Annotated in this window: 15 protein-coding genes; 4 read left to right on the top strand and 11 right to left on the bottom strand. The window is 74.7% G+C overall.

The window, feature by feature from the left end; translation table 11 throughout:
* Positions 1 to 57 precede the first annotated feature (57 nt).
* The 5 genes from EDD39_RS35445 to tdh all read right to left on the bottom strand — a co-directional run bounded on the left by EDD39_RS35445 (position 58) and on the right by tdh (position 4,219).
* Entirely contained in the window at positions 58 to 468 is a 411-nt protein-coding gene (locus tag EDD39_RS35445) for a type II toxin-antitoxin system death-on-curing family toxin (protein WP_341869201.1), read from the bottom strand.
* Entirely contained in the window at positions 465 to 596 is a 132-nt protein-coding gene (locus tag EDD39_RS42430) for a hypothetical protein (RefSeq protein ID WP_279634038.1), read from the bottom strand. Before EDD39_RS42430 ends, EDD39_RS35445 begins: the two co-directional genes overlap by 4 nt.
* A gap of 125 nt (positions 597 to 721) precedes the next feature.
* A complete protein-coding gene (locus tag EDD39_RS35440) occupies positions 722 to 1,642 on the bottom strand; it encodes a LysR family transcriptional regulator (RefSeq protein WP_123563696.1) in 921 nt (306 codons plus the stop codon).
* 296 nt (positions 1,643 to 1,938) lie between these two features.
* On the bottom strand, positions 1,939 to 3,138 hold the full coding sequence (locus EDD39_RS35435; RefSeq protein ID WP_123563695.1) for a glycine C-acetyltransferase: 1,200 nt from the start codon (positions 3,136 to 3,138) through the stop codon (positions 1,939 to 1,941).
* 49 nt (positions 3,139 to 3,187) lie between these two features.
* Entirely contained in the window at positions 3,188 to 4,219 is a 1,032-nt protein-coding gene (tdh, locus tag EDD39_RS35430; RefSeq protein ID WP_123563694.1) for an L-threonine 3-dehydrogenase, read from the bottom strand.
* Between the two features lie 483 nt (positions 4,220 to 4,702).
* On the opposite strand from tdh, the gene EDD39_RS35425 reads away from it, so the two are divergent.
* A complete protein-coding gene (locus EDD39_RS35425; RefSeq protein ID WP_123563693.1) occupies positions 4,703 to 6,661 on the top strand; it encodes a fibronectin type III domain-containing protein in 1,959 nt (652 codons plus the stop codon).
* Between the two features lie 72 nt (positions 6,662 to 6,733).
* Here EDD39_RS35425 and EDD39_RS35420 read toward each other — a convergent pair whose 3' ends face one another.
* The 3 genes from EDD39_RS35420 to EDD39_RS35410 all read right to left on the bottom strand — a co-directional run bounded on the left by EDD39_RS35420 (position 6,734) and on the right by EDD39_RS35410 (position 10,956).
* Positions 6,734 to 8,266: a serine hydrolase domain-containing protein gene (locus EDD39_RS35420; protein ID WP_123563692.1), complete on the bottom strand. Its 1,533-nt coding sequence runs from the start codon at positions 8,264 to 8,266 to the stop codon at positions 6,734 to 6,736.
* Positions 8,267 to 8,368: 102 nt separating this feature from the next.
* Positions 8,369 to 9,652, bottom strand: coding sequence for a hypothetical protein (locus EDD39_RS35415; protein WP_148089587.1), 1,284 nt, complete (start codon positions 9,650 to 9,652; stop codon positions 8,369 to 8,371).
* 86 nt (positions 9,653 to 9,738) lie between these two features.
* Positions 9,739 to 10,956, bottom strand: coding sequence for an FAD-dependent monooxygenase (locus EDD39_RS35410; RefSeq protein ID WP_123563690.1), 1,218 nt, complete (start codon positions 10,954 to 10,956; stop codon positions 9,739 to 9,741).
* Between the two features lie 171 nt (positions 10,957 to 11,127).
* Between EDD39_RS35410 and EDD39_RS35405 the strand changes: the two genes are divergently transcribed.
* The gene (locus tag EDD39_RS35405; protein WP_123563689.1) at positions 11,128 to 12,117 is read left to right on the top strand and encodes a TetR/AcrR family transcriptional regulator C-terminal domain-containing protein; all 990 of its coding nucleotides are present in this window, start codon (positions 11,128 to 11,130) and stop codon (positions 12,115 to 12,117) included.
* Here EDD39_RS35405 and EDD39_RS35400 read toward each other — a convergent pair.
* Entirely contained in the window at positions 12,090 to 13,154 is a 1,065-nt protein-coding gene (locus tag EDD39_RS35400) for an ATP-dependent DNA ligase (protein WP_123563688.1), read from the bottom strand. The genes EDD39_RS35405 and EDD39_RS35400 overlap by 28 nt on opposite strands.
* Positions 13,155 to 13,265: 111 nt before the next feature.
* Between EDD39_RS35400 and ligD the strand changes: the two genes are divergently transcribed.
* Complete coding sequence (gene ligD / locus EDD39_RS35395) at positions 13,266 to 14,288, top strand: non-homologous end-joining DNA ligase (protein WP_208765749.1); 1,023 nt, start codon at positions 13,266 to 13,268, stop codon at positions 14,286 to 14,288.
* Positions 14,289 to 14,313: 25 nt separating this feature from the next.
* Here ligD and EDD39_RS35390 read toward each other — a convergent pair whose 3' ends face one another.
* Both EDD39_RS35390 and EDD39_RS35385 read right to left on the bottom strand, forming a co-directional pair.
* Positions 14,314 to 14,781: a PPOX class F420-dependent oxidoreductase gene (locus EDD39_RS35390; RefSeq protein WP_123563686.1), complete on the bottom strand. Its 468-nt coding sequence runs from the start codon at positions 14,779 to 14,781 to the stop codon at positions 14,314 to 14,316.
* Positions 14,782 to 14,945: 164 nt separating this feature from the next.
* Entirely contained in the window at positions 14,946 to 15,497 is a 552-nt protein-coding gene (locus EDD39_RS35385) for a helix-turn-helix domain-containing protein (protein WP_123564065.1), read from the bottom strand.
* Positions 15,498 to 15,781: 284 nt separating this feature from the next.
* Here EDD39_RS35385 and EDD39_RS35380 point away from each other — a divergent pair, with 284 nt between their 5' ends.
* Complete coding sequence (locus EDD39_RS35380) at positions 15,782 to 16,795, top strand: alpha/beta fold hydrolase (RefSeq protein ID WP_123563685.1); 1,014 nt, start codon at positions 15,782 to 15,784, stop codon at positions 16,793 to 16,795.
* Position 16,796 lies beyond the last annotated feature (1 nt).

Here is a 16,796-nt window from a genome sequence, read left to right as displayed (position 1 = left end):
CCTCACGTGCTGATCACGACGGGCCGGGCATCGTTCGAGCCCTACTCGCTGCAGATCTCACACGCGGTCCCGGGCGGCGTCCGCGCCGAGCATCCGGCGGAAGTCGGCCACCGCCGCGTCGAAATGACCGTGGTAGCCGCCCTGGGCCAGCCGCAGCACGAAGGCCACGGCGTCGTCCGGGTGCGGGTCGGTGTACGGCTGCCCGTTGTAGTCGAGGAACAGCAGCATCGACTCGAAGGCGGTGCGCTTGTTCCGGTCCGTCATCGGGTGGTTGCGGGCGAGGGACTCGCCGAGCGCGACCGCCTTGGCCCACACGTCCGGGTACGCGTCCGCCCCGAACGCCGAGGCCCGCGGGCGGCCGAGCGCGGAGCGCAGCAGCGAGCGCTCGCGCACCACCGCGACGCGGCCCAGCAGGTACTCGATGTCTTCCTCGTCCAGGTGCACGGCGGCCTCGTGGCGGGCGCTCACAGCTCGGCCAGCCTCTCCAGCGTCTCGGCGTTCGCCGCCCGGATCCGCGCCACCAGCGCGGCGCGGCGCGCGGCGTGCTGCTCGGACGGCCGGTCCTGCTCCTGCCGGTCCTGCTCCTGCTGCTCCACCGCGGTGCCTCCTCCCGGACGGGTTCGATCTCCGGGGTGGAAGCTAGCGGGCGGGACGGGGCGCGGTCGACCGGTTATTCGACCGGGCGGGCGGCGGACAGCGGGGGACGGCGGGGGACGGCGGTTCAGGCCGGGTGGTCGAGGTGGCCGGCGGCGGTGGCGAGAGCGGTGAGGACGGGGCGGATCAGGGGGTGGAGTTCGGCGCCGGCCCGGGTCGCGGCGAAGACCTTGCGGGTGGCGAGGGCGCTGTCGACGGGGCGGACGGCGATCGCGTCCGACTCGGTGCCGCGCAGGGCCGAGCGCGGGACCAGGGCCACTCCGGCGCCGGCCGAGGCCAGGGCGGTGACGGCCCGGAAGTCGTCGGAGGAGTGGACCAGCCGGGGCTGGAAGCCCGCGTGCTCGCAGGCCAGCAGGACCACGTCGTGGCAGGGGTTGCCCGGGTAGGGGCCGATCCAGGGCTCGGCGGCCAGGTCGGCGACCGCGACCGGACCGGTCCCGGCGGCGAGCGGGTGGTGCAGCGGGAGGACGGCGTCGAAGGGTTCGGCGTACAGCGGCAGCCGGGTCAGTCGGCGGTCGTCGGCGCGCGGGGCGCCGCGGTACTCGACGGCGACGGCGATGTCGGCGCGTCCGTCGAGCAGCATCGGCAGGCTGGCGTCGCCCTCCGCGTCCAGGACGCGGACCCGCAGGTCGGGGGCGCTGCCGGCGAGGGCGGCGACGGCGGGGGCGAGGACCAGGGCGATGCCGGTGGCGAAGGCGGCGACGGTGACCTCGCCGGCCGCGCCGGAACTGTAGGCCGCGAGGTCGGCCTCGGCGCGTTCGAGCTGGGCGAGGACGGCGTCGGCGTGGGTGAGCAGGATCTCCCCGGCGGCGGTGAGCCGGACCCCGCGTCCGGCCCGGACCAGCAGGGTGTGCCCGGTCTCCTGCTCGAGCGCGGCGAGCTGCTGGGAGACCGCGGAGGGGGTGAGGTAGAGCGCGGCCGCCGCGGCGGTCACGGTCCGGTGGTCGGCCACGGCCCGGAGGGTCCGCAGCCGTCGTGCGTCGATCACGGGTCAATTCTGCCAGCGCGGCGGACCCGTCCGGGACGGGGGCCGGACCCGGGACGGCGCGGGGCCCCGAGCAGGCTCGGCGCGCGACGGCACGGGGCCGGGGAAGGGGGTGGCGCGGGGCTCGGCGCGGGGCAGCGCGGAGTTCGGCGCGCGACGGCACGGGGCCGGGGAAGGGGGTGGCGCGGGGAGCCGGGAGTGGCTCCCCGCGCCGGTGGTCCGTCCCCGGAAGGGGGGTGGGGGGACGGACCCGGGTGGGACGCGGTTGAGGGTTCCCGCGCCCTGGTCGGGAGGGGGGTTCAGGCGCCGGGGGCGTCCAGCGCGGCGCGGGCGTCGATGAAGGCGGCGACGGCGCGTTCGACGTCCGCGGTGCTGTGGGCGGCGGAGAGCTGGACCCGGATGCGGGCGGCGCCGTGCGGGACGACGGGGTAGGAGAAGCCGATCACGTAGACGCCGCGTTCGAGGAGGAGTTCGGCGAGGCGGCCGGCCCGGGCGGCGTCGCCGACCATGACGGGGGCGATGGCGTGCTCGCCGGGCAGGATCTCGAACCCGGCCTCGGTCATCTTGGTCCGGAACAGCTCGGTGTTGGCGCGCAGCCGGTCGCGCAGGTCGTCGCTGGTTTCGAGCAGGTCGAGGACGGTGAGCGAGGCGGCGGCGATCACCGGGGCGAGCGAGTTGGAGAACAGGTAGGGGCGCGAGCGCTGGCGCAGCAGGGCGACGATCTCGCGGCGGGCGGCGACGTAGCCGCCGGACGCGCCGCCGAGGGCCTTGCCGAGGGTGCCGGTGATGATGTCGACGCGGTCCGTCACGCCGTGCAGTTCGGGGGTGCCGCGGCCGGTGGGGCCGACGAAGCCGACGGCGTGCGAGTCGTCGACCATGACCATGGCGTCGTAGCGGTCGGCGAGGTCGCAGATCTCGGCGAGCGGGGCGATGTAGCCGTCCATCGAGAAGACGCCGTCGGTGACGATGAGGCGGCGGCGGGCGTCCTGGGTGTCCTGGAGCTGCTTCTCGAGGTCGGCGAGGTCGCGGTTGGCGTAGCGGTGGCGGCGGGCCTTGGAGAGGCGGATGCCGTCGATGATGGAGGCGTGGTTGAGGGCGTCGGAGATGACGGCGTCGCGCTCGTCGAGCAGGGTCTCGAAGACGCCGCCGTTGGCGTCGAAGCAGGAGGAGTACAGGATGGTGTCCTCCTGGCCGAGGAACTGGGAGAGGCGCTGCTCCAGTTCCTTGTGGACGTCCTGGGTGCCGCAGATGAAGCGCACCGACGCCATGCCGTAGCCCCAGCGGTCGAGGGCGTCCTTGGCGGCGGCGACCACGGCGGGGTGGTCGGCGAGGCCGAGGTAGTTGTTGGCGCAGAAGTTGAGCACCTGGCCGCCGTTGCCGGAGGTGACGGCGATCTCGGCGGACTGCGGGGTGCCGATGACGCGTTCCGGCTTGAACAGGCCGGCTTCGCGGATCTCGGCGAGGGTGGCGGCGAGGTCGTCGCGGACGTTCTCGAACACGGGGGTGTCGCTCCTCACGAGGGGTCGGTGGGCGTGCGCGGGTGGCGAGTTACAGCGTCGTCCAGTCGAGGATGACCTTGCCGCAGTTGCCGCCGGCGGCCTCGTCGAAGGCGGCCTCGAAGTCCTGGGCGGCGTGCCGGCCGGTGATCACCGGGGTGAGGTCGAGTCCGCCCTCCAGCAGCACGGACATCGCGTACCAGGTCTCGAACATCTCGCGGCCGTAGATGCCCTTGATGGTGAGCATCGAGGTGACGACGTGCGCCCAGTCGACCGGGAAGTCCTCGGCGGGCAGGCCGAGCACGGCGATCTTCCCGCCGTGGGTCATGTTGGCGATCATCGACTGCATGGCCTCGGGGCGGCCGGACATCTCCAGGCCGACGTCGAAGCCCTCGCGCAGGCCGAGCTGGTGCTGGCCGTCCTCGATGGTGTGCTGCGAGACGTCCAGGGCGAGGGTGACGCCGAGCTTGCGGGCCAGGTCGAGGCGGTACGGGGAGACGTCGGTGATCATGACGTTGCGGGCGCCGGCGTGCTTGGCGACGGCGGCGGCCATGATGCCGATCGGGCCGGCGCCGGTGACCAGGACGTCCTCGCCGACCAGCGGGAAGGACAGCGCGGTGTGCACGGCGTTGCCGAACGGGTCGAAGATCGCGGCGACGTCGAGGTCGACGGGGACGCGGTGCACCCAGACGTTGGAGGCGGGCAGTGCGACGTACTCGGCGAACGCGCCGTCGCGGTTGACGCCCAGGCCGATGGTGTTGCGGCACAGGTGGCGGCGGCCGGCCAGGCAGTTGCGGCACTTGCCGCAGACCAGGTGGCCCTCGCCGCTGACCAGGGCGCCGACGGCGATGTCGGTGACGGCGGCGCCGACCGCGGCGACCTCGCCGACGAACTCGTGGCCGATGGTCATCGGGGTCTTGATGGTCTGCTGGGCCCAGCCGTCCCACTTGCGGATGTGCAGGTCGGTGCCGCAGATGCCGGTGCGCAGGACCTTGATCAGGACGTCGCCGGGGCCGATCTCCGGTTCCGGGACGTCGGTCATCCGGAGTCCGGGTTCGGCGTTCAGCTTGACGAGTGCCTTCACGGCGAGCGCTCCTGACGCGGGGTTCGGGCGGGCCTGCGGGTCGGCAGGCCCGGGTGCGGGCGTGCGGCGGTGCGCAGGCCCGGTGGGGCGGCCCGGTGTGCGGCGGCCACCGGCCGGGCAGGGTGAAATCTGCCTGGTCACGGTGGGTGCGGTCCATCGAGGAATTCTTAACGGGTGCCACAGCTGGGCTGAACGATCGTGCCCGAGCTGCCGCTCGGGTCCGGTTGCGGCATGCCGCAAGACACCCGGACGGAGCAGCGGGAGGGGCGCGGCAAGGGTGCGACGGGGGTGTCGGCCCGGCGGTGCGGGGCGGGTGGTGAGCGGGTGGCGGGCGGGTGCCGGGTGGTGTCCGGCGGGTCGCTGACGGAGGGTCAATCGGGTGTCCGGGTTTTGACCTAGCCTTGACATTCGGGATTGGTCCAGTCCATTTTGTTGTGCGCGCTCCCTACGCACCTCCGCCCCCATCCCCCACTGGAGGTACCCGTGCACGCCCCCAACCGCCGCGCCACCGCGGTCGGCGCGGCCGCGCTGCTGCTGGCCACGGCCGCCGTCGCGGCCGTTCCGAGCAGCGCGAGCGCTGCCAACATCCTGACCAACCCCGGCTTCGAGACCGGCACGCTGAGCGGCTGGTCCTGCTCCGGCGGGCTCGGCTCGGTGGTCTCCACCCCCGTCCACGGCGGCTCGAAGGCACTGGCCGGTGCGGTCAGCGCCTCGGACAACGCCAAGTGCACCCAGACCGTCGCGGTGCAGCCCAACACCACGTACTCGCTGTCGAGTTGGGTGCGCGGCAACTACGTGTACCTCGGCGTCACCGGCGGCACCTCGACCTGGACGCCGGCCGCGGCCGACTGGAAGCAGCTGACGGTGAGCTTCACCACCGGCGCCGCGCAGACCAGCGCCGAGGTGTACCTGAACGGCTGGTTCGGCCAGGGCACGTACTACGCGGACGACATCAGCCTGGACGGCCCGGGCGGCGGCACGCCGGACACCCAGGCCCCGACTGCGCCGGGCAACCTGACGGCCACCTCGACCGCGGCCACCCAGGTCTCGCTCTCCTGGGGCGCCTCGACCGACAACGTCGGCGTCACCGGCTACGACGTGTACCGGAACGGCACCCTGGCGACCACCGTCACCGGCACCACCGCGACGGTCACCGGCCTGAGCGCGGGCACCGCGTACGCCTTCACGGTGAAGGCGCACGACGCGGCGGGCAACGCCTCGGCCGCCTCCAACTCCGTTGCCGTAACCACGCCTTCGGGCGGTGACCAGCAGGCCCCGACCGCGCCGGGCAACCTGACGGCGACCGCCACGGCGGCCACCCAGGTCTCGCTCTCCTGGGACGCGTCCAGCGACAACGTCGGCGTCACCGCGTACGACGTGTACCGGAACGGCGCACTGGCCACCACCGTCACCGGCACCACGGCGACCGTCACCGGCCTGACCGCCTCGACCGCGTACACCTTCACCGTGAAGGCCCGGGACGCGGCGGGGAACACCTCGGCCGTCTCCAACTCCCTTGCGGTGACGACGCCTTCGGACGGCGGCGGCACGCCCGGGACCTTCAAGCAGGCCGCGCCGTACCTGTACAACGGCTGGGGCAACCCGCCGGCCGCGAGCACCGTGATGAACGCGACCGGCATCAAGTGGTTCACGCTGGCCTTCGTGCTGGCGCAGAACGGCTGCAACCCGACCTGGGACAGCCAGCGCCCGCTGCTCAACGGCGTGGACCAGCAGACCATCAACGCGGTGCGCGCCGCGGGCGGCGACGTCGTCCCGTCCTTCGGCGGCTGGTCGGGCAACAAGCTCGGCCCGAACTGCGCCGACGCGACCGCGCTGGCCGGCGCCTACCAGAAGGTGATCGACGCCTACAAGCTGAAGGCGATCGACATCGACATCGAGAACACCGACGAGTTCGAGAACTACACCGTCCAGGACCGCATCCTGAACGCGCTGAAGATCGTCAAGCAGAAAAACCCGGGCATCAGGACGATCGTCACCTTCGGCACCGCGATCAGCGGCCCGACCGCCCCCGGCAACCGGCTGATCGAGCAGTCCAAGGCGCTCGGCGCGGACATCGACGTCTTCACCATCATGCCGTTCGACTTCGGCAACGCGTCGACCGACATGTACGCCGCCACGGTCAGCGCCGCGACCGGCCTGAAGAACAAGCTCAAGTCGGTCTACGGCTGGGACGACGCCACCGCGTACTCGCACCTGGGCATCTCCGGCATGAACGGTCTCAGCGACAACAACGAGACCACCTCGATCGCCAACTGGACCGCGATCCGCGACTGGGCCAACACCAACCACATCGCCCGCCTGGCGTTCTGGTCGGTCAACCGGGACCGCGGCTGCGCGGGCGGCGGCCTGCAGGAGACCTGCTCCGGCATCGCCCAGTCCGACTGGCAGTTCACCTCCATCACGGCCGGCTTTACCGGCTGACGCGCCACCACTCCCCGACGGCCCCGGTCCCACCCCACAGGGACCGGGGCCGTCCCCGTGCCGGGGTTCGCGCTACGAGACGTCGGGGCGGGTCATCAGCGGTGCGCGCAGGTGCAGTTCGAGCCGGGGGCCGGTCAGCGGCACGGTGCTCCACACGGCCGTCGCGGTGCCCGCGGCGGCGTCGACGGACAGCCGGACCCGGTGCGGGGTGGTGACCAGGTGGAGGTCGGCGGTGAAGGTGTCGCCCTGCCAGGCGCCGGACGCGACGACGGGGCGGCCGAGCGGGGCGCTCTCCCGGCGGTCGCGGTGGCCCACCGCGAGGCTGATGCCCGTGCCCGTGCCCGTGCCACTGCCGGTGCCGGTGCCGGTGCCGGTGCTGGTGCCACTGCCGGTGCCGGGGAGCGGGCCGAGGTGCAGGTGCCAGCCGGTGCCGTCGGCGGCGGGGTCGACGCGGACGGCGGTGCCGTCGGGCAGTGCCGAGTCGGGGACGGAGGCGTCGAGCAGCGCGCAGGCCGTCCGGCCCGGGTCGGCGGTGCCCGGCGGCAGGGGCAGCGACAGCGTGCGCAGCCGGTCGGCCAGCTCGCGGTCCTCGCGGGGGCCGTCCGGGTGGTCGAGGCCGGGCAGCAGGCACTCCCAGAGGGCGTCGAACACCTCCTGGGACTCCCCCTGGGCGGTCACCGCGACCACCAGGTCGTGCCCGGGCACCACCACGCACTGCTGGCCGAACGCGCCGTGGCCGTGGTAGCCGTGGCGGGACATCCAGAACTGGTAGCCGTAGCCGCAGGAGAAGTCGGCGTCCGTGGCGCCCTCGATGAACGGCGCGCAGTCGACGTGCCGGCGGGTGGCCCGCTCGACCCACTCGCGCGGCACGAGCTGCCGCCCGGCCCGGCTGCCGCCGCGCAGCAGCAGTTCGCCGAAGGCGGCGACGGCCTCGGTGGTCAGGTGCAGGCCGTGGAAGCCGAAGGCGGCGCCGCTGGCGACCCGGTCCCACTCGGCGTGCTCGACGCCCATCGGCCGGAACAGGCGCTCGTCGAGGAACTCCGGCAGGCTGCGGCCGGTGACCCGTTCGACCATCCGGGCCAGCAGGAACGCCGCCGCGTTGTCGTAGACGTGCCGGGTCCCCTCCGGCGCGGTGAACGGCAGCCCCAGGAAGCCCTTCACCAGGTCCGTCGGCTCCCGCTCCCAGGCCGCGGCGAGGCTGTCCACCGGGTGCCCTGCGGTCATCGTCAGCAGGTGGTGGACGGTGATCCGGCGCCCCTGCCCCACCAGCCCGGCCGGAACGTGCTCGGGCAGCACGTCCACCACCCGGTCCGCCGGGTCGAGCAGCCCGTCGGCGACCGCCAGCCCCACCGCGACGGCCGTGAACGACTTCGTCAACGAGTAGAGCAGGTGCGGCCGTTCGGCCGTGTACGGCGCCCACCAGCCTTCGGCGACGACCCGCCCCCGGCGCACCACCATCAGCGAGTGGCACTCCACCCCCCGCGCCTCGAGCCGGTCCAGCACGGCGGCCACCGCCCGGGACGAGACCCCGACCTCGGCCGGCGCCGAACGCGGCAGCAGCGCCCCCCGGACGGACGGATCGAACAGCACGTGCGGGGCGGCCATGCGAACTCCCGGTCGAGCGAGGCGGATCCGGCCCGGAACCGGACCGTCGGCCCCGGCAGGCTACGGCCCGCACGGCCCCGGCTCCACGGATTTTCCACCCCGTCAGGAGCACGGACGGGCCGGGGCCCGGCCCTGCGGCTGCCGCGGCCGGACGCGTTGCGCGAGGGAGGTGAGGGAGGTGAGGTAGGCGAGGTGCTCGGGGTCGAGGTCGGTGGCCCGGCCGCGGTCCTCGATCGCGTGCAGCAGGGTGGCCCGGGCCAGGAAGCGGTACGCGAAGACCTCGGTGCTCGGGGCGCACCAGAACAGCTCGACCGGCGGCGGGGGGACCGACTCGCCGTCGGGGCCGTACCGCTCGCCCCGGTCGGCGGTCAGGTCACGGTTGCTGTGGACCACGGCGGAGCTCCCGTCGCGGTGCAGGTAGAGGTACAAGAGGTGGCAGTCCTGCGGTTCGCGCAGGAGCAGCACCAGCCGGTCGTCCGGGTGCAGCGGGCTGGGCAGCGGGCCGTGCGGATCCGTCCGGTAGCCGCTGGCCCGGTCCAGGCAGCGGTGCAGGCCGGAGCGGGTGATCAGGGCCGTGAAGTCGGCGGGGAGGGCGAGCCCGTCGGCTGCCAGGGCGGCCGCGATCCGGTCGGTCACAGGGGTGCGGTGCTCCAGTGACTCGCCGGTCTCCCCGAACCAGGCGTAGTCGCCGGTGAAGGACGCCTCGTCCAGCGGGGGCAGGGCGTCGAGGGGTTGCTCGGGGAACATCGGCCACCGGTGCGCGTCCCGCCGGTAGGGGTCGACCGTCGCGCCGAGCCAGTGGGCGGGGAGGCGGAGGGCCGTCGGGCCGGCGCCGATCGTGCGGTGACCGGGGTCCGGGGCGGCCGGGCCGGGCGGCGGTGCGGCGAGGACGCGGGTGTGCGGGCTCCAGCGGGCCGGGGGGAGTTCGGTGGCCGGGTGGCCGAGTTCGTCGGGCGGCGGGACCCGGCCGGGGGCGTCGCGCGGGTCGGGCTCCGGTCCGGGGACGAGGAAGTCGCCGAAGCCCTCGCGCAGTTGCTCGGGCCAGCGGGCGTCGACGGCGAGCGCCTCGGCGGTGCAGGCCGGGCAGTCCCCGTCGCTTCCGCCCCACATGCCGAACGGGGAACCCGACAGGTCCGACCGCTCGATCCCGCACAGGGTGCGGCGCGGGTGGGCGTGGGCGTGCCGTCCCGGTTCCGGCAGCAGGTCGGAGACCGCCCGCTCCCAGCGCGTCTCCCACGGCGCGTACGGGCTGCGGCTGACCCGGAGTTCCGGGCCGTGGGTGGTGGCCGTCGCCCGGCACCACGGGCACTCCCAGGTCTCGCGCCGCCACCGGGTGGGCGGCTCGTCCCACTTCGCCATGGCGTGGCCGCAGACTTCGCATCGCATGGCGGGCATTGTGGCGTCCGGCGCCGACACCCGGCGCCGACAGCCCACAGCCCACAGCCGGGACCGGCGCCCGGCGCCGGGGGGGCTCAGGCGAAGGAGTACGTGTAGTCGGGGAGTTCGATGTCGGCGGCCTTGGCGGCCTGGGCTTCCATCAGGTGGCGCAGCGGCCAGCGGGTCATCCAGCGCATGGAGGCGGCGCGCAGAGCGATCATCGGGGCGGTGGTGGGGGCGTAGCCGCGCATGCCGCCGGGCGGGAGTTGCTGGGCCTGGGCGGCGTAGGGGCGCAGGTGGTGCTGGTAGGCGGGGTAGGCGGTGGTGAAGTCGCCGCGGGCGGTGGCGAGTTCGCCCGCCAGGAGGTACGCGCCGACCAGGGCGAGGCTGGTGCCGAGGCCGGTGAGGGGGGTGGGGCAGCAGGCGGCGTCGCCGACCAGGGCGGTCCGGCCGCGGGTGTAGTGCGCGAGGCGGACCTGGCCGAGGTGTTCGAGGAAGAAGTCGTCGGAGTCGGCCATCGCGGCGAGCAGGCGGTCGGTCTCCCAGCCGGCGCCGGTGAACTTCTCGGTGAGCAGGCGCTGTTGGGCGGCCCGGTCGCGGCGGTCGAGGGCGAGCGGGGCGGAGCGGAAGCTGAGTCCGGCCTTGGTCTCGCCGGGCAGGCGGCCGGGGCGGGCCATCGCCACCAGGCCGCCGGGGGCGTTGTACATCAGGAACCAGCCGTCGAGGTCGAGGTCGATGCGGGTGGTGAACCAGGCGGTGTAGCCGCCGAGGGGGACGAAGTGCTCGCTCTCCGGGCCGAAGGCGAGGCGGCGGGTGACGGAGTGCAGGCCGTCGGCGCCGACCACCAGGTCGAAGCGGCGGGGCGGGGCGTTCTCGAAGGTGACGTGGACGCCGTCGGGGTCCTCGTGCAGGGCGGTGACGGTGTCGTCGAAGAGGTACTCGACGTCGTCGGCGACGGCCTCGTACAGCAGGTCGGCGAGGTCGCCGCGGAGGATCTCCAGGTCGGAGACGATGCCCTCGCCGCCGAAGAGTTCGGTGGGCAGCCGGGCGGTGTGCCGGCCGCGGCGGTCGACCAGGGCGATGCCGCGCTGGTCGACGGCGAGTTCCCGGGCCCGGTCGAGCAGTCCCATCCGGGCGATGACGGCGCGTCCGGCGCCGCGCAGGTCGACGGTCTGGCCGCCGGGCCGGGGGGCGGGGGCGCGTTCCACCACGACGGGGCGGAAGCCTGCCCTGCGTAGCCAGTACGCCAGGGCGGGGCCGGCGATGCCGCCGCCCGAGACGAGGATGTCGGGGTTGGTCGTCGCGTTCCTCATGACACCGAACGTACGGCGTACGCGCTGCACCATGCAAGCCTGAAAGTATGGAATTCGGGGATTGCCGCACTAGTGCACTAGTGCGGTGGGAAGGGGGCGGGAGCTGGTGCCGGGACGGCCTCGGCAGCTAGCATGGCTGCTCACTGGTGCACTAGTGCGGAGGTGGGGCGGGTGGACCGCTACGAGCAGATCGCGGGCGAACTGCGGGAGCGGATCGAGCGCGGCGAGCTGCGCCCGGGCGACCGGGTGCCGTCCACCCGGGAGATCACCCGGCGGTGGAACGTGGCGATGGCGACGGCCACCAAGGTGCTGGCGGAGCTGCGCGGCCGGGGCCTGGTGCGGGCCGTCCCGGGCGTCGGCACGGTGGTCGCCGGGAGCCCGGGCCCGGCCCCCTCCCCCGCCCCGGCGGCGGAGCGCCCGCCCGGGCGGCAGCTGCCCCGGCGCCCGGCGCCGGAGGGCGTCCTGACGGCGGAGCGGATCGTCGCGGCGGCGGTCGCGGTGGCCGACGGCGAGGGGCTGGAGGCGCTGTCGATGCGCCGGGTCGCGGCCGAGCTGGACGTGGCCACCATGTCGCTGTACCGGCACGTCCCGGACAAGGACGGCCTGGTGCACCTGATGATGGACCGGGTCTTCGCCGGGGTGTCGTTCTCCGCCGCGGACGCCGCGCTCGGCTGGCGGGCCCGCCTGGAGCTGGCCGCGCACCTGCTCTGGCGGACCTTCCGCGCCCACCCCTGGCTGGCCTCCGCGCTGTCGGTGACCCGGCCGCAGCCGGTGGCCAACGCGCTGCCGTTCGGCGAGTGGGTGCTGTCCGCGCTGGTCGCCGAGGGCCTGGACGTGTCGAGCGTGTTCACCGCCTACCTGACGCTGTTCAACTACGTCCGGGGCACCGCGCTCAACCTGGAGATGGAGGCCGCCGCCGAGGCCGCCACCGGGCAGGACGCCGAAGCCTGGATGGACCAGCAGGAGGACATGTTCATGGAGCTGGTCGCCGCCTACCCCACCTTCGTCCGGCTCACCCGGGAGGGCTACGACTTCGACCTCGACCAGCTCTTCGAGTTCGGCCTGCAGCGCCTGCTGGACGGGCTGGCGGTGCTGATCGGGCAGGTGGCACCGGACGGCAGGACGCCGCCCGGTCAGGACAGCAGGTCGCCCAGGTCGTAGGAGACCGGCTCCTCCAGCTGCGCGTACGTGCAGCTCTCCGGGGTGCGGTCGGGCCGCCAGCGCTTGAACTGGGTGGTGTGCCGGAACCGGGTGCCCTCGAGGTGGTCGTAGCCGACCTCGGCCACCCGCTCGGGGCGCAGCGGCACCCAGGAGAGGTCCTTGCTGCCGGTCCAGCGGCTGACCGCGCCGGGCAGCCGGCCGCTCGCCTGGGCCTGCGCGTCCTCCCAGCGCGCCCAGGGGTGGTCGCCGAGGTCGGCCGGGTCGAGGCGCAACGGGGCGAGTTCGGCGGCGAGTTCGGCCCGGCGGGCCATCGGGAAGGAGGCGCTGACGCCGACGTGCTGGAGGCGGCCGCCGGTGTCGTACAGGCCGAGCAGCAGCGAGCCGACCACCGGGCCGGACTTGTGCTCGCGGTACCCGGCCACCACGCAGTCGGCGGTGCGGGCGTGCTTGACCTTGAAGAGGGTCCGCTCGCCCGGCCGGTACGGGGCGTCCAGCGGTTTGGCGACCACGCCGTCCAGGCCCGCGCCCTCGAAGCGGGAGAACCAGTTCCGGGCGGTGTCCAGGTCGGTGGTGGCGGGGGCGAGGTGGACCGGCGGGACGGCACCGGCCAGCAACCGGGCGAGTTCGGCCCGGCGTTCGACCAGCGGGCGGCCGGTCAGGTCGTCCCCGTCCAGGGCGAGCAGGTCGAAGGCGACGAGGGTGGCGGGGGTGCGCTCGGCCAGGGTGCGGACCCGGGAGGCGGCCGGGTGGATGCGCTCCAGCAGTTCCTCGAAGTGCAGCCGCCCGTCGTGCGCGACGACGATCTCGGTGTCGACGACGCAGCGTTCGGGCAGCTGCTCCCGGACCGCGTCGACCACCTCGGGGAAGTACCTGGTCAGCGGCTTGGCGGTGCGCGAGCCGAGTTCGACCTCGTCGCCGTCGCGGAACACGATCGCCCGGAAGCCGTCCCACTTCGCCTCGTACTGCATGCCGGGCGGGATCGCGGCGACGGGCTTGGCCAGCATCGGGGACACCGGCGGCATCACGGGTAGCTGCATGCCTCCGATGGTGGCCCGGCGGAACGGCGGCGGGCGGCGTGTCGGGTCCGCTTCGGCGTGTCGGCGGGCGGGGGCGGCGCGGCAGCGGGGCGGCGTGCCTAGCGTGGGGGCATGGCTGGAGCAGCGGTGGAGCTGGAGGTCGGCGGCCGGACGGTGCGGCTGTCGAACCCGGACAAGGTGTACTACCCGGAGCCCGGGTACACGAAGCGGGACGTCGCCGAGTACTACCTGGCGGTCGCGCCCGGGGTGCTGCGCGGGCTGCGCGAGCGGCCGACCACGTTGCAGCGCTTCCCGGACGGGGTGGACGGCGAGTCCTTCTACCAGAAGCGCGCGCCGAAGAACCTGCCCGGCTGGCTGCCGACCGCCCGGATCGCCTTCCCGTCCGGGCGCAGCGCCGACGAGGTCTGCCCGACCGAGGAGGCCGCCGTGCTGTGGGCGGCGAACCTCGGCTGCCTGACCTTCCACCCCTGGCCGGTGCGCCGCGCGGACACCGAGCACCCGGACGAGCTGCGCGTCGACCTCGACCCGCAGCCCGGCACCGACTTCTCCGACGCCGTCCGGGCCGCCCTGCAACTGCGGCCGCTGCTCGAGGAGTTCGGGCTGACCGGCTGGCCGAAGACCTCCGGCGGCCGGGGCCTGCACGTGTACGTGCCGATCGAGCCGCGCTGGACGTTCACCGAGTGCCGGCACGCCGTGATCGCGCTCGGCCGCGAGCTGGAGCACCGCTCGGGCGGCGAGGTGACCACCGCCTGGTGGAAGGAGGAGCGCGGCACCCGGATCTTCGTCGACTACAACCAGATGGCCCGCGACCGCACCATCGCCTCCCCGTACTCGCTGCGCCCCCGCCCGCAGGCCACCGCCTCCACCCCGCTGCGCTGGGAGGAGCTGGAACGGGTCTCCCCCGCCGACTTCACGCTGCGCACCGTCCCGGCGCGGTTCGCCGAGCTGGGCGACGTGCACGCCGGGATGGACGGTCGGCGGGGCTCGCTGGAACGGGTGTTGGAGCTGTACGCGCACCAGGGGGCGGGCGACCTGCCCTACCCGCCGGACTTCCCGAAGATGCCGGGCGAGCCGGACCGGGTGCAGCCGAGCCGGGCGCGGGGGCGGGGCCGGGGGCGGGCCGCGGAGCAGTGAGCGGCGGGGCCGCTGCGGCGGCCGGTCAGTCGGTGGCGAGGCGGGCCGGGAAGCCTCCGGTGGCGATCGGGCCCCAGCGGCGCGGGGTGATCCGGATCAGCGACTTGCCCTGGCGGCGCATCGCCTCGCGGTACTCGTCCCAGTCCGGGTGCTCGCCGGAGATGTTCCGGTAGTACTCGACCAGCGGTTCCAGCGCCTCCGGCAGGTCCAGCACCTCGGCTTCGCCGTCGATCTGGACCCAGGGGCCGTTCCACTCGTCCGAGAGCACCACCACGCTCACCGCGGGGTCGCGCCGGGCGTTGCGGGTCTTGGCCCGTTCCGGGTAGGTGGAGACGACGATCCGGCCGTCGTCGTCGACTCCGCAGGTCAGCGGGGACGCCTGCGGGCTGCCGTCGGCGCGGCGGGTGAGCAGCAGCGCCCGGTGGCGGGGGCGGACGAAGTCCAGCAGCGCGGCCAGCTCCACCCGGGTGTTGGTGGCGATCGAAGGGCTCATGGCTGCCAGCCTAGGCGGTGGGGCGGCGCGCCCGGTGCGGCCCTGACGGGGTGTCGGGGTGTCGGGGAAGCGGGGTGGTCCGGGGACGGCGGGGTGTCGGGCGCGGCGGGGTGTCGGGCGCGGCGGGGTGTCGGGCGCGGCGGGGTGTCGGGCGCCGCCGGTGGTCATCCGGGGCCGGTGGGGCGGGTGCGCAGGCGTTCGCCCTGGGGGCCGAACAGGACCAGGTACTCGACGGGGCGGTCCGGGGCGGCGTTGGCGACGGCGTGCGGGGTGCGGGTGTCGAACTCGGTGGCCTCGCCTGCGGTGAGCAGCAGTTCGCGGTCGCCGAGGGCGAGGCGGAGGCGTCCGGAGAGCACGCAGAGCCACTCGTGGCCGGGGTGGGAGACCGGGCGCGGCCTGGGCGGGGGTGCGGTGGCGGCGGGCAGGACGTGCTTGTGGGCGTGCAGGCCGCCGACGTAGTGGGTCAGCGGGAGCACCGTCTTCGCGGCGCCCGGGTCGGTGCGGCGGTGCGGGGCGGGGCGGGCGGGGGCGGTGCCGGCGAGTTCGTCGAGCGGGACGCGGTACTCCCGGGCGAGCAGCAGCAGTGCCTCCAGGGTGGGTTTGCGGCGGCCGTTCTCCATCCGGGAGAGCGTGCTGGGGGCGAGGCCGGTGGCCCGGGAGACCTCGCCGAGGCTGCGGCCGTCCTGGGCGCGGGCGGCCCGCAGGCGCGGGCCCATGGTGGCCAGCAGGCGGTCCACGTCCGACGGCCCGTCCGGCCCGCCGGGTGCGCCGGGTGCGCCGGACGGGCCCGTCCCGCCCGGCTTGTCCGATCCGCCGGGCCCGTCGGGTCCGTCAGGTCCGTCGAGTCCGGCGGGTCCGTTCGGTCCGGTGGTTCCGGTCATTGCGGCCACTCCTCCCAGCTGCGGTGTTGCCAGTTCGGCAAGGGTAGTCGCCCCGGCGGACGGGGGCGGCGCATGATCGACGTGTCCCCGTCGCCGTTCCGCTCGTTGGAGGATTCGCCATGTCCGCTTCGCAGTCAACTCGCCGTCCCGGTGCGCCGGTTGCGGCCAGGCACCGGACCGTCGCCGGGCCCGCCGGGCGGCTGCACGCGGTGGAGCAGGGGGACGGGCCGCTGGTGCTGCTCGTGCACGGGTTCCCGGAGTCCTGGTACTCGTGGCGGCACCAGCTGCCCGCGCTGGCCGGGGCCGGGTACCGGGCGGTGGCGCTGGACGTGCGCGGGTACGGGCGTTCGTCCCGGCCGGCGGATCCGGCGGCGTACCGGATGCGGGAGCTGGTGGCGGACAACCTGGCGCTGGTGCGGGCGCTGGGCGAGGAGACGGCGGTGGTGGTCGGGCACGACTGGGGGTCGAACATCGCGGCGGCGTCGGCGCTGCTGCACCCGGAGGTGTTCCGGGCGGTGGGGCTGCTGAGCGTGCCGTACGCCCCGCCGGGCGGGCCGCGGCCGGGCGAGGTGTTCGCGGGGATGGGCGGGCCGGAGGAGTTCTACGTCTCGTACTTCCAGCGGCCGGGGCGGGCGGAGGCGGAGATCGAGCCGGACGTCCGGGGCTGGCTGGCGGGGTTCTTCGCGGCGCTGTCGGCGGACACCATGCCGGGGGCAGACGCGCCGGATCCGCACTTCGTCTCCCGGGCCGACGGCGGGACGCTGCGCGAGCGGTTCCCGCGGGGGGTGCGGCCGGCCTGGCTGTCGGAGGCCGATCTGGACGTCTACGCGGGCGAGTTCGAGCGCACCGGCCTGACCGGGGCGCTGAACCGCTACCGGAACATGGACCGGGACTGGGCGGAGCTGGCGGGGCTGGCGGGCCGGCCGCTGGAGCAGCCCGCGCTGTTCGTCGGCGGGACGCGGGACGCCTCGACCACCTGGATGGCCGAGGCGATCGACGCCTTCCCGCGCACGCTGCCCGCGCTGGCCGGCGCCCACCTGCTGGAGGGCTGCGGCCACTGGGTGCAGCAGGAGCGCCCCGCCGAGGTCAACGGGCTGCTGACCGGCTGGCTCGACGCGCTCCCGGAGATCTGAC

The sequence above is a fragment of the Kitasatospora cineracea genome (genome assembly GCF_003751605.1).
In the GTDB taxonomy this organism is placed as follows: domain Bacteria; phylum Actinomycetota; class Actinomycetes; order Streptomycetales; family Streptomycetaceae; genus Kitasatospora; species Kitasatospora cineracea.
This window is presented reverse-complemented; position numbering and strand designations above follow the sequence as displayed.